Here is a 12,840-nt window from a genome sequence, read left to right on the forward strand (position 1 = left end):
CTTACTTCATCAGCACCGAATAGGTCGGCACATTGTTGGCCCAGCCGGCGGTCAGCGGCGCCACGAACACGTTCTCGGTGCGGGTGCGGGCGATCTTCCACACGCCGTCGACTTTCTTGAACAGGTTGTTGAGGCGGCTCGAGCGCAGCAGCGAGGAGCCGTCGCCGAAGATCCACGGCTGGCAATGCACCCATTGGCCATCGGCGTGGGTGCACTCGGCGTTGACGTGGATCTGTTCCGAGGTCAGGTAGTGCACGTTCAACAGCAGTTCGGGATCCTTCTTCTGGCCCCAGAACGCCTGGAAGTGCCGGCGGATGGCATCCTTGCCCACCGCCTGGCCGAACTGGCCTTCGTAGTACGAACCCACGCCTTCCCAGATGGCGTCCTCGGCATACAGGTCGAGGATCTTCTCGATGCGTTGGGCATCGTCGGCCACCGGTTCGGGGCAGGGCGTGTCGCACAGGAACATGTAGCGCGCCTGGATGCGGCGGATGTCGGCTTCGGCTTCGAGTACATCGAGGCGGCGTTTGAGCTGGAGGATTTCCTGGCTGAGGTCGGTCATGGGAGTCGCTTTCTTGTTCAATGGGGCATGGATCGGCCGCTGCCCGCCCGAGACGGGCGGACAGCGCCGGATGGCGGTGCGGGAGTGCGCTACAGGCTTACAGGTAGCGCGCCAGCAGCTTTTTGGTGGCCACGCGCAGCACGCGGTCGAACAGGTAGCCCAGCAGGCCCAGCGCGATGATGCCGACGAAGACCCATTCGGTGCGGCTGAAGTTGCGGGCGGTCCAGATCAGCGCGCCCAGGCCTTCGCGGGCCGACACGATTTCAGCCGAGACCACCGTCAGGAACGAGTTGCCCATGGCGATGCGCGCGCCGGTGACCATGAACGGCACGGTCGAGGGCAGGATCACGGTGCTCAGGATCTGCAGCTGGCTGGCGCCCAGCGAGGAGGCCGCGCGCAGGCGCAGCGGGTTGACCGCCTGCACGCCGGCGATGGTGTTCAAGGTGACGATGAAGACCGTGGTGTAGAAGATCAGCGCGATCTTCGACAGCTCGCCCGGGCCGAGCCAGATCACCGCGAGGGTGACGAAGGCGATCGGCGGGATGAAGCGGAAGAACTCGATGTAGGGATCGAGCAACTGGCGCACGATCTCGAAGCGCCCCATGAAAATGCCCAGCGGCACGCCGATCACCACGCCCGCGCCCCAGCCGGCCAGGATGCGGCCGGAAGAGGCCAGCACTGATTGCTGCAGGGTGCCGTCGGCGATCAGCTCCAGCGCCGCGGCCCAGGTCATCGAGACCGAGGGCAGGAACAGCGGCGAGGTAGTCATGGAGACGATTTGCCACAGCACGAGGCCGCCGACGATGGCGACCACGGAGATCAGGAACGGGCGTATCGCTTTCATGCGCTTTCCTTGGCTGGATGGCTTGGCCGGGGCGGCCGGCGCGGCTTGCTGTTGCGCCGCCGGCGTGGCTGTCTGGGTAAGCTGCGTCATTTCACCAACTCCTCTTCAATCAAACCTTGGGCGCGCAGCACGCGCGTGACTTCCGCCCCGATATCGTCGCGGATGCGCGAGTACAGGGCCATGCAGGCCGGGTCGGCGGGGTCGCGCGGATGCGGCAGCTCCACCTTCTCGACGGTCTTGATGCGGGCGCGCGGGCCGGCGGTCATGGTGACCACGCGGTCGGCCAGCAGGATCGCTTCCCAGATGTCGTGGGTCACGAACACGATGGTGCAGCCGGTGCTTTTCCAGATGCGGTCGAGTTCGCTTTGCAGCACCTCGCGGGTCTGGGCGTCGAGCGCGCCGAAGGGCTCGTCCATGAGCACCACCGACGGTTCGTTGACCAGCACGCGGGCGATCTGCGCGCGCTGGCGCATGCCGCCCGAGAGTTCGCCGGGGAACTTGTCGATGGCGTGCTTCAAGCCCACCAGCGAGACATAGCGCTCGGCCGCCGCGCGCCGTTCGGCCGCGGCCACGCCGCGCAGCCTCAGGCCGTACTCGACGTTCTCGCGCACGCTCAGCCACGGGAACAGCGCTTCGGACGACTGGAACACGACACCGCGGTCCAGCCCCGGCTTTTTCACCGGCTTGCCGTCGACCAGGATCTCGCCGGCCACTTCCTGGAAACCGGCGATGGCATTGAGCAAGGTGGACTTGCCGCAACCGCTGGGGCCCAGCAGGCAGACGAACTCGCCGGCGCGGATATCGAGGTCGATGCCGGCCATGATCTCGTTGGCGCCGATGGTCAGGCCAACCCGCTGGATGGATACGGATGAACCGCGTGCCGAGTGTGCCATGTGTTACCCCTTGTAGAAACCGCGCTGCAGGATCTTGCTCATGTCGACCGGCGCCTTGATGGCCTGCTTGGAGAGCAGGAATTCGCCGATGGCGTTGGCGGTGGCCAGGTCGGCGTCGGTGAAGTCGCGCACCACGGGTTCCATGTCCTTGAGCGAGTTGAGCGTTTGCGGCACCGGGATGCGGGTCACCGCCTGCACCGATTGCGCGGCGCGCGGCGGATCCTTGCGGGTGATCTCGGCGGCCTCGGCCAGCGCCTTCAGGATGTTGCCGGCGACTTCCTTGTTCGCGCCCAGCCAGCCGGCGGTGGCCGACAGCCACAGCGTGCTGGTGTAGCCGACGTCGCCGCAGGTCATCAGGATGTGGCCGCCTTGCTGCACGCCCAGCGTCGGCCACGGTTCCCACACGAAGTAGCCGTCGATGTCGCCGCGCGCCAGTAGCGCCGGCAATTCCGGCGGGCCGGAGCGCACCATCTCGACCTTGGCGGCGTCGATGCCCAGTTTCTTGAGCGTCAGGCCGGTGACGTATTCGGAGACCGAGCCGGCGACGATGCCGAATTTCTTGATCTTGTCGGCCGAGGGGATGGCTTTGCGCGCGACCAGCTTGAGATAGGTCTTGGATTGGTAGGTGACCGCCAGCGGACGCAGCTCGGCGCGCGACAGGCGCACGATGTGCGTGGGCTCGCCGGCACAGGCCAGGTTGACCTGGTTGGCCACCAGCGCGTTGAGGGCTTCGCCGCCGTCGGTATAGGACTGCACCGTGACGTTGGCGCCGTGCTTGGCGAACAGCTTTTCGTTGGCGGCCACGAAGAAAGCGGTAAACACCGGGTCGGCGCCGACGCCGATGGTGACGGGCGCGCCTTGCGCCAGCGCCGGCACGGCCGGCAGGGCGCCGGCGGCAAGCATGGATGCTCCCCCCAGGAGCAGGTTACGGCGACGTCTGGAAATGGTGGAGTGGGTCACGAGCTTTATCCTCATAATCGATGGTGATGGAATGCCAGTGGAGATGGCGACGGCGGCCCCGGAGCCGTACAGCATGGTTCCCGCGCGATGAGGCCCTGCGGGATGGAGCGGGCGCCTCCCGGTCGGCGTCCGCGAAGTTGGGTGAACTGCTGCGCTTACTTCATGGACGCCAGCGATGGCATTCCTTTTGCAAATACCGCGCCTGCGCTGTCGTAATTCATTTCGGACAGCGCCGCGTGTTGCGTGACCACCATGGCGTCGCGCACGATGCGCTGCATGCGGTGGGTGCGCTGGATGGCGGCCATGCCGGCGGCCTGGTAGGCGTCGTTGACCACTTCCATCGAGGTGCGCGCGGCGTAGGTGGCGGACAGCTTCAAGAGGGTGTCGAGCTGCTCGGACACCGGATTGCCGGCCAGCACCTGGTCCCATGCCTGGGCGCAGGCGTCGTAGAAGAACATGCGGGCGCTGCGCCACTTTGCTTCGCCCATCCCCAGTTTGATGCGGTAGTAGGCGCGATCACCAAGTCGGGGCGCGCCCGGCATGATCTTGGCGCCGCCGGCCATCTCGGTGACGATATCCAGCGCCGCGCGCGCCAGGCCGATGTTGACGGCGGCATGCACCTCGGCCTGGTAGGCCAGCGCGGGGTAGCGGTACAGCGGTTCGTCGATCAGGCCGGGGGCGCCGCGCGCGCAGGTCCATTCATGGGCGACGAATTTGTCCTTGAGGCGCGTGTCGTGGCTGCCGGTGCCTTGCATGCCGACCACGTTCCAGTTGTGCACGATGTCCACTTCCGCGGCCGGCATGACCGCCATGATCGCCGGCGGCGGCACGCCGTCCACCGGCGGCGCGTCGTTCTTGATGCCGACGCCGATCCAGTCGGCGCCTTTGCAGCCGCTGGCGAAGTGCCACTGGCCGGAAATGTTCCAGCCGCCCGGCGCGGCCTGCGCGCTTTGCAGCGGGTAGAGCCCGCCGGCATAGACCTGGTCGGGGCCGGCGGCATAGATGCGCTGTTGCGTTGCCAGCGGCAGCGGCGCCAGATATGTGTTGGCCGAGCCGAAGGCGGCGACCCAGCCGGCCGAGCCGTCGGCCACCGAGATGCGTTCCACCATCTGCAGGAATTCGGCCGGCGCCAGCGCATCGCCGCCGAAGCAGCGGGGGGTACTGGCACGGAATATGCCTGCACGCTTCATGACGGCGATGGCGTCGCGCGGCACATAGGTCAGTTGGTCGAACTCATCGCGGCGCGCCGTCACTTCACGGATGACATCATCCATTTCGGGGCTCCAGGCCGATGCGCGACGGGCAGAAGAGGCGATGTCGTTCGCGGTGTTCGGGGAAGCGGGTTCCAGAAGGGATGGATTCATGGCGATCAGCGGATGGCGAGTGAAGATGAATCCAGTTTCGCGGCTTGTTATTTATTAGTCAAATTCATAATAGTCATACTTTGAATGAATTATACTAATACTAAGGCGGCGGGGAAAAGCTCGCCCATCCGAGGCGAAATTCGCATTTTGGATAGCGCATTTGCAGCGTGAAAACGCCGTCAAAAAGCGATCTGGCATGAGCGCAGTCGCGTTTTTTCTGAGCGTCGGGGGAAGGGGCGGCGTTCGATATGGCGCCCGCCCATGAATGCGGCGAATCGGTATTGGTCTCCTGTTGCTTGTTGTTGTTGGCGCTCGACGATGCGGGTCATTGCCCTGGCGTCTGGCGTCTATGCTAACGCGGTTTTCTCCAGCCCATGATGAATGGGATGGATGCGGCGCATACATACGGTTGAGGGGGGATTGTGACGGGGATGTCGGCGCGAGGCGTGCCGGAAATGAAAAAGCCCAGCATCTGCTGGGCTTTTGTATCTTGATCAAGTGCCTGACTTGCAAGATGAATCTGGTCGGGGTGAGAGGATTCGAACCTCCGGCCTCTACGTCCCGAACGTAGCGCTCTACCAGGCTAAGCTACACCCCGTCGAGTGGATGCGTATCAGTGATTACGATCTACCGCGAAAGCCGATAATTCTAACAGGGATTTTTTGAATTGGCTATCCGGAAGTAGGGCGATGGCCTGTGCCGCGCGCCGGGCTGCGATTTCCGCCTGCTCGCGGGTATACGCCAGTGCGCCGGAGTGGGTGATGGCGGCCAGCACCTGGTCGAAATGCTGTTCGTCGCCATTCTCGATACAGGTGCGCACCAGTTCCCGTTCTGTCGGCGAGCCATGTTGCATCAGCCAGATCAGCGGCAGGGTGGGCTTGCCTTCGCGCAGGTCGTCGCCGACGTTCTTGCCGATTTCCTCGCTGTTGCCGGAGTAGTCCAGCACGTCGTCGATCAGCTGGAACGCGGTGCCGATGGAGCGGCCGTATTCGCCGGCGGCTTCGATGCCGGCTTCATCGGCGCCGGCGATCAGGGCGCCGATCTGGCTGGCGGCCTCGAACAGCTTGGCGGTTTTGGAGCGGATCACCTGCAGGTAGCCGGTCTCGTCCACGTCCGGATTGTGCATGTTGAGCAACTGCAGCACTTCGCCTTCGGCGATGACGTTGGTGGCGTCGGCCACGATTTCCATCACGCGCGGGTTGCCCACGGCGACCATCATCTGGAAAGCGCGCGAGTACAGGAAGTCGCCCACCAGCACCGAGGCGGCATTGCCGAACAGGGCATTGGCGGTCTGCTTGCCGCGGCGCAGCGACGATTCGTCGACCACGTCGTCATGCAGCAGGGTGGCGGTGTGGATGAATTCGATGACCGCCGCCAGCGAATGGTGGTGTGGGCCCTTGTAGCCGAAGGCGTTGGCCATGAGCAATACCAGCACCGGGCGCAGGCGCTTGCCGCCGGCGCCGATGATGTATTCGGCGACCTGGTTGACCAGCGGCACCTCGGAATACAGTTGCCGGCGGATCACGGCATTGACTGCCTCCATGTCGGCGACGATCGGTTGCAGGATGGTTTGTTGCGAGGCGGTATGTACGGCGGCAGACAAGGGGAAACCTGTGGAAAATGGTTATTCGCAAGATTATACGATGACAAGGGCCCCCGACGCCAAAGCCCGTTGGGTCGCGGCCGGCGCTATTGCGGCCCGGAGGGCGGCGGCGGCATCTTGTCGGAATGGAAATTATCTTGCCGGAAACTGTGTTGCGTGGCGGTCGCGCAAAGCGCCGGTCCTTTTGACCGAGCAGCTAAGTCTATGTATAATTGGAGGTTTTCCTGATTGTCCGGCTATTTTGGCGCAGGGGAAAATCGTTCATTAATCATTCGATGAGGTTTCACATGTACGCGGTCATAAAAACCGGCGGCAAACAATACAAAGTTGCCGCTGGTGAAAAACTTAAAGTAGAACAGATACCGGCAGACATTGGCTCCCAAATCACTTTGGATCAAGTGCTCGCAGTGGGCGCAGGCGATACCGTTAAATTCGGTGCGCCTTTGGTCGAGGGTGCAACGGTGCTGGTTACTGTTATAGCGCAAGGTCGCCACGATAAGGTCAAGATCTTCAAAATGCGTCGTCGTAAGCATTACCAGAAGCGTCAAGGCCATCGTCAGAACTACACCGAACTGCAAATCGTCTCGATCAACGCTTAAGCTCAGTTAAGCGCAGAAATGCGCGCGCAGGGCAAACTTAGATACAAGGAGTCATTAAATGGCACACAAAAAAGGCGGCGGCACTACGCGCAACGGCCGTGATTCAGAGTCGAAACGTCTGGGCGTGAAGGTCTACGGCGGTCAAGCCATCAACGCTGGCGGCATCATCATCCGTCAACGCGGCACCCGCGTCCACGCTGGCGAAAACGTCGGCGTCGGCAAGGACCACACCCTGTTCGCCCTGAAGGACGGCAAGGTGAAGTTCGTTGTGAAGGGCCTGCAACAGCGCCAATACGCTACCGTCGTCACGGCGTAAGCGTAATCAGCCATCCGGCTCTGCCGGAGTCAGGCACAAGAAAGGCTCTGCCGGTGGTGGAGCCTTTTTAGTTTTTTGAGCCGTCAACAAAGCGCCGAGTCTTTCGTGAAAGCGGATGGCATCGACGTTTTGTTCACGGCTCCATAGGGGTTGTAGAACCATGAAATTCATTGACGAAGCCAAAATTGAAGTTGTCGCCGGCGACGGTGGCAACGGCGTGGCCAGTTTCTGCCGCGAAAAATTCCGCCCCTTCGGCGGACCCGACGGCGGCGACGGCGGCAAGGGCGGCAGCATCTGGGCCGTGGCCGACCGCAACGTCAACACGCTGATCGACTATCGCTACGCCAAGCTGCACCGCGCCGGTCGCGGCGAGAACGGCCGCGGCTCGGACTGCTACGGCAAGGGCGCCGACGACGTATTCCTGCGCATGCCGGTGGGCACCTTGATCATCGACAGTAATACCGGCGAGCACATCGCCGACCTGACCTATCACGAGCAGGTCGTGATGCTGGCCAAGGGCGGCGAAGGCGGCTGGGGCAACATCCACTTCAAGACCTCGACCAACCGTGCCCCGCGCCAAAAGACCGAGGGCAAGGAAGGCGAGCGCCGTGAATTGCGCCTGGAGCTGAAGGTGCTGGCCGACGTCGGCCTCTTGGGCATGCCCAATGCCGGCAAGTCGACCTTCATCACCGCGGTGTCCAACGCCCGTCCCAAGATCGCCGACTATCCGTTCACCACGCTGCACCCCAACCTGGGCGTGGTGCGCGTGAGCCACGAGAAGAGCTTCGTGATCGCCGACATTCCCGGCCTGATCGAAGGCGCGGCCGACGGCGCCGGCCTGGGCGTGCAGTTCCTGCGCCACCTGCAGCGCACCGGTTTGCTGCTGCACATCGTCGACCTGGCGCCGTTCAACGACGAGGTCGATCCGGTCAAGGAAGCCAAGGCCATCGTCAAGGAACTCAAGAAATACGACCAGTCGCTGTTCGACAAGCCGCGCTGGCTGGTCCTGAACAAGCTGGACGTGGTGCCCGAGGCCGAACGCGTCAAGCGCGTGAAGGATTTCGTCAAGCGTTTCGGCTGGAAGGGCCCGGTGTTCGAGATATCGGCGCTCAACCGCGACGGCTGCGAAGACCTGGTCAACGAGATCTACAGTTACCTGGAAACCAAGCGCGCCGAGGAGCATCGCGCCGAAGAGACGCAGATGACCGAGGAAGCGCGCGGCATTTCCAGCATCGATCCGGACGACCCGCGCTTCAAGGTCCTGGACTGACCCTGGCCGTTTCACGGGCGGCTGCGCGGCCGGAGCGTTCCGGCTATCATCTTCGCTTTCGGATTTTGCGTCTTAGAAGAATATGCAATCGGTCATTCAGAACGCCAAGCGGCTGATCATCAAGGTAGGCTCATCGCTGGTCACCAACGACGGCAAGGGGCTGGACGCCAACGCCATCGCCCGCTGGGCCGAGCAGATCGCGCAATTGCGCGGCCTCGGCAAGGAAGTGGTGCTGGTCAGTTCGGGCGCGGTGGCCGAAGGCATGCAGCGCCTCGGCTTCGACAAGCGCCCGACCGGCATCCACCACCTGCAGGCCTGCGCCGCCGTCGGCCAGATGGGCCTGGCGCAGATCTATGAAACCAGTTTCCGCAAGCACGACCTGCACACCGCCCAGGTGTTGCTGACGCACGCTGACCTGGCCGACCGCGAGCGCTACCTGAACGCCCGTTCCACCTTGTTCGCCCTGCTGCAACTGGGCGTGGTGCCGGTCATCAACGAGAACGACACGGTGGTCACCGACGAAATCAAGTTCGGCGACAACGACACCCTGGGCGCCCTGGTGGCCAACCTGATCGAAGCCGACGCGCTGATCATCCTGACCGACCAGCCCGGCCTGTTCACCGCCGATCCGCGCAAGGATCCGGCCGCTACCCTGATTTCCGAAGCGCGCGCCGGCGACCCGTCGCTGGAGCTGATTGCCGGCGGCACCGGCACCGGCATCGGCCGCGGCGGCATGCTGACCAAGATCCTGGCCGCCAAGCGCGCGGCGACTTCCGGCGCGCATACCGTGATCGCCTGGGGCCGCGAAGACAAGGTGCTCACGCGCCTGGCTGCCGGCGAAGCCATCGGCACCCAGCTCAATGCCGAGACCGCGCAGCTCACCGCGCGCAAGCAGTGGATGGCCGATCACCTGCAAACCGCCGGCCGCGTGGTGCTGGATGCGGGCGCGGTGCAGAAACTGACCTCGGAAGGCAAGTCGCTGCTGCCGATCGGCGTGGTGGAAGTGTCGGGGGAGTTCGGCCGCGGCGATGTCATCACCTGCGTCGACGAAAACGGCCGGGCCATTGCGCGCGGCATGAGCAATTACGCCAGCTCGGATGCGCGCCGCATCATTCGTCATGCGTCGTCCGAAATCCAGGCTATCCTGGGCTTCGTCGAAGAACCGGAGCTGGTGCACCGGGATAACATGGTGCTGCTGTAAGCGGATTGGCTGTTGATTGTATAAATAATAAAAAAGCGCGGTCATGCCGCGCTTTTTTACGTTCAGGAGCCGGTTGCGCGCTCAGCGGCGCACCGGATCGATATAGCGCTGCGTCTTCAAGCGCTCGATGATGTTCTTTACCTTGCCGTTGTCGGCCACCATCCTGCCTTCGCAGAAGTAATCGCGGAACAAGGCGCCATCCACGCGGTTGGCGCCTACGTCCTTGATCGGTTGCCATTTGTCGCGGCGCGAGCGCGACCATTTGCCGTCCGGGTGGCCGAAGGCATAGCTCTTCTTTTCCCAGGTTTCGCAGCGCATGCCTTCGTAGATGACATTGACGGCTCCGCCCTCGGTCTTGGTCACCACGGTATAGCGCACCACGTTGTCGGTGCCGACGGAGACCGAGTTGAGGTCGACATAGGCTTTCATGGTGGCGTTCGGGCTCAGGTAGAACTCGGCGAGGTTCTGCTCCTGCGGCGTGGGCGGGAGCTGCACGGCGATTTCCTGCCAGGGCTTTTCTTCGTCGTCGAAATCCTCATCGAGGTTCTGGGCCAGCGCGCCGGCGCAGGCCGCCAGCAGGGAGCAGGCCAATACGGCGCGGCGCAGGTAATGGACGGAGGGCGATGCAAGGGGAAATGGCATAGGGGTCATTTGGTATTGGGGGCGGGCGCGGCATCCTGCGGCAACGCTTGTTGGGGCGATTGTTTCTGGGGGTTGGCGGGATGGTTGCCGTTTTGCTCGCCACGGCGCTGGCCGTGCGAAGGGCGCGTCAGGAAACGCGACAGCTCTTGCAGCGCCTGCTGGTAGACCTCGCGCTTGAATTCGATCACCACGTCCAGCGGAACCCAATAGTCATGCCAGCGCCAGGCATCGAATTCGGGATGCGAAGTGCCGCGCAGGTTGACGTCGCAGTCGCGGCCGACCATGCGCAGCAGGAACCAGATCTGTTTCTGGCCGCGGTAATGCCCGCGCACTTCGCGCTTGATGAAATGGTCGGGGACTTCGTAGCGCAGCCAGTCGCGCGTGCGGCCGATGATCTTGACGTGTTCCGCGCGCAGGCCGATTTCTTCTTCCAGCTCGCGGAACATGGCTTGCTCGGGCGTCTCGCCATGCTTGATGCCGCCTTGCGGGAACTGCCACGAATGCTCGCGCACACGCTTGCCCCACCACACTTCGTTCTGGGCGTTAAGCAGAATGATGCCGACGTTCGGGCGGAAGCCTTCTCGATCCAGCATGGTGTACCTCAAAACTTTCTGCGGCTGGACGACCCTCTCAGGCGGACTCGTGCGACTGGGCGCGCGGCCGTAAATACCGACGCGGCCGGCGCGTCAGGAGCAATTCCCTCGGCACGCGGATGTCATCGAAACAAGGACCAATTCTGCAAAGAGTGGGCGCATCAGCCAGCTAATCCTTTAAAATTACATCGATTATAACCCTCCTCTTTTTAAAAAGAACCGACCGTCATGCGCGCCTCACGTTTTTTTATTTCCACCTTGAAAGAAGCCCCTTCCGACGCTGAAATCGTCAGCCACAAGCTGATGATGCGGGCAGGGATGATCAAGCGGCTCGGCGCCGGTATCTACACTTACATGCCGATGGGGTTGCGCGTGATCCGCAAGGTCGAGGCCATCGTGCGCGAGGAAATGAACCGCGCCGGCGGCATCGAACTGCTGATGCCGGTGGTGCAGCCGGCCGAGCTGTGGCAGGAAACCGGGCGCTGGAACAAGATGGGGGCCGAGCTGATGCGCGTGAAGGACCGGCATGGCCGCGACTTCGCGATCCAGCCGACCTCGGAAGAGGTGGTGACCGATGTCGCGCGCACCGAGCTGCGCAGCTACAAGCAGTTGCCGGTCAACTTCTATCACATCCAGACCAAATTCCGCGACGAGCGCCGTCCGCGCTTCGGCCTGATGCGCGGCCGCGAATTCACGATGAAGGATGCCTATTCCTTCGACCGCGACATGGATGGCCTGAAGAAGTCCTACCAGGCCATGTATGACGCCTACGTGCGCATCTTCACCCGTTTCGGCCTGGAGTTCCGCGCGGTGGCGGCCGACAACGGCGCCATCGGCGGCTCCGGCTCGCATGAGTTCCACGTCATCGCCGCCACCGGCGAGGATGCGCTGGTGTATTGCCCGACCTCCGATTACGCCGCCAACATGGAAGCGGCCGAGGCGCTGGCTGTCGACAGCCAGCGCCCCGCCGCGAAGGAAGAACTGACAAAGACCCCGACCCCGGGCAAGTCCAAGTGCGAGGCGGTGGCCGAGCTGCTGGGCCTGCCGCTGCAGCGTACCGTCAAGTCCATCGTGCTGGCGGTGGACAACGAAGATCCGGCCAAGAAGGAAATCTGGCTGTTGCTGCTGCGCGGCGACCATGAGTTGAACGAGGTCAAGGCCAGCAAGATCCCCGGCCTGGGCACCTACCGTTTTGCCAATGAAGGCGAGATCGTCGAATGGTTCGGCACGCCCCCGGGCTATCTGGGCCCGATCGGCGCCAAAAAGCCGCTCAAGGTGGTGGCCGACCGCAGCGTGGCCAACATGGCCGATTTCGTGTGCGGCGCCAACGAGGCGGACTTCCACTACACCGGCGCCAACTGGGGCCGCGACCTGCCGGAGCCGCAGGTGGCCGACATCCGCAACGTGGTCGAAGGCGACGCCTCGCCGGATGGCAAAGGCGTGCTGGCGATCCAGCGCGGCATCGAAGTGGGCCACGTGTTCCAGCTTGGCACCACCTATTCGGAATCGATGAAGGCCACCTACCTGGACGAAGCCGGCAAACCGCAACCGCTGGTGATGGGCTGCTACGGCATCGGCGTGACCCGCATCCTGGGCGCGGCCATCGAACAGAACTTCGATGAGCGCGGCATCATCTGGCCGACGGCCATCGCGCCGTTCCAGGTGGTGCTGTGCCCGATGGGCTACGACCGCAGCGAAGCGGTCAAGGCCGAGATCGACAAGCTCTACGCGCAACTGAGCGAAGCCGGCGTGGACGTGGTGCTGGACGACCGCGGCGAGCGTCCGGGCGCCATGTTCGCGGACTGGGAGCTGATCGGCGTGCCGCACCGCATCGTGGTGGGTGACCGCGGCTTGAAGGATGGCAACGTCGAATACCAGGGCCGTCGCGATACCGCAGCGACCCAGGTGCCGCTGGCCGATGCGCTGGCCTTCATCCAGGGCAAGCTGGCGTCCTGATCCACGTACGCAATGCGGCAATGAAGAAAGGCGGATG

General features: G+C 63.5%; 13 protein-coding genes and 1 tRNA gene. 5 read left to right on the forward strand and 9 right to left on the reverse strand.

What is annotated here, in order from left to right; all coding sequences use genetic code 11:
* Window position 1 precedes the first annotated feature (1 nt).
* The 7 genes from AC07N6_RS01225 to ispB all read right to left on the reverse strand — a co-directional run bounded on the left by AC07N6_RS01225 (window position 2) and on the right by ispB (window position 6,226).
* A complete protein-coding gene (locus AC07N6_RS01225; RefSeq protein ID WP_494780509.1) occupies window positions 2-562 on the reverse strand; it encodes a nuclear transport factor 2 family protein in 561 nt (186 codons plus the stop codon).
* 97 nt (window positions 563-659) lie between these two features.
* Window positions 660-1,496, reverse strand: coding sequence for an ABC transporter permease (locus AC07N6_RS01230; RefSeq protein WP_494780510.1), 837 nt, complete (start codon window positions 1,494-1,496; stop codon window positions 660-662).
* On the reverse strand, window positions 1,493-2,299 hold the full coding sequence (locus AC07N6_RS01235) for an ABC transporter ATP-binding protein (protein ID WP_494780511.1): 807 nt from the start codon (window positions 2,297-2,299) through the stop codon (window positions 1,493-1,495). Before AC07N6_RS01235 ends, AC07N6_RS01230 begins: the two co-directional genes overlap by 4 nt.
* Before the next feature lie 3 nt (window positions 2,300-2,302).
* Window positions 2,303-3,259, reverse strand: coding sequence for an ABC transporter substrate-binding protein (locus tag AC07N6_RS01240; RefSeq protein WP_494780512.1), 957 nt, complete (start codon window positions 3,257-3,259; stop codon window positions 2,303-2,305).
* A 155-nt stretch (window positions 3,260-3,414) separates the two neighbouring features.
* Window positions 3,415-4,623 (reverse strand): acyl-CoA dehydrogenase family protein, encoded by a 1,209-nt coding sequence (locus AC07N6_RS01245; RefSeq protein ID WP_494780513.1) that lies wholly within the window; start codon window positions 4,621-4,623, stop codon window positions 3,415-3,417.
* Between the two features lie 521 nt (window positions 4,624-5,144).
* Window positions 5,145-5,221: transfer RNA gene (locus AC07N6_RS01250), tRNA-Pro, on the reverse strand.
* Between the two features lie 15 nt (window positions 5,222-5,236).
* Complete coding sequence (ispB, locus tag AC07N6_RS01255) at window positions 5,237-6,226, reverse strand: octaprenyl diphosphate synthase (protein WP_494780515.1); 990 nt, start codon at window positions 6,224-6,226, stop codon at window positions 5,237-5,239.
* Between the two features lie 287 nt (window positions 6,227-6,513).
* On the opposite strand from ispB, the gene rplU reads away from it, so the two are divergent.
* From rplU to proB, 4 genes are all read left to right on the forward strand, one after another.
* A complete protein-coding gene (rplU, locus tag AC07N6_RS01260) occupies window positions 6,514-6,825 on the forward strand; it encodes a 50S ribosomal protein L21 (protein ID WP_007878066.1) in 312 nt (103 codons plus the stop codon).
* A gap of 58 nt (window positions 6,826-6,883) precedes the next feature.
* Window positions 6,884-7,141, forward strand: coding sequence for a 50S ribosomal protein L27 (gene rpmA / locus AC07N6_RS01265; RefSeq protein ID WP_494780516.1), 258 nt, complete (start codon window positions 6,884-6,886; stop codon window positions 7,139-7,141).
* 160 nt (window positions 7,142-7,301) lie between these two features.
* Window positions 7,302-8,411, forward strand: a complete 1,110-nt coding sequence (gene obgE / locus AC07N6_RS01270; RefSeq protein WP_494780517.1) for a GTPase ObgE — start codon at window positions 7,302-7,304, stop codon at window positions 8,409-8,411.
* Between the two features lie 82 nt (window positions 8,412-8,493).
* On the forward strand, window positions 8,494-9,612 hold the full coding sequence (gene proB / locus AC07N6_RS01275; protein WP_494780518.1) for a glutamate 5-kinase: 1,119 nt from the start codon (window positions 8,494-8,496) through the stop codon (window positions 9,610-9,612).
* Window positions 9,613-9,693: 81 nt separating this feature from the next.
* Here the strand turns inward: proB and AC07N6_RS01280 are convergent, their stop codons facing one another.
* On the reverse strand, window positions 9,694-10,254 hold the full coding sequence (locus AC07N6_RS01280) for a CNP1-like family protein (protein ID WP_494780519.1): 561 nt from the start codon (window positions 10,252-10,254) through the stop codon (window positions 9,694-9,696).
* A gap of 5 nt (window positions 10,255-10,259) precedes the next feature.
* On the reverse strand, window positions 10,260-10,847 hold the full coding sequence (locus AC07N6_RS01285) for an RNA pyrophosphohydrolase (RefSeq protein ID WP_494780520.1): 588 nt from the start codon (window positions 10,845-10,847) through the stop codon (window positions 10,260-10,262).
* Window positions 10,848-11,075: 228 nt separating this feature from the next.
* On the opposite strand from AC07N6_RS01285, the gene AC07N6_RS01290 reads away from it, so the two are divergent.
* Window positions 11,076-12,803, forward strand: coding sequence for a proline--tRNA ligase (locus AC07N6_RS01290; protein ID WP_494786239.1), 1,728 nt, complete (start codon window positions 11,076-11,078; stop codon window positions 12,801-12,803).
* The last annotated feature ends 37 nt before the right edge of the window (window positions 12,804-12,840 follow it).

Source organism: Herbaspirillum sp. GW821-FHT09A12, assembly GCF_059418325.1.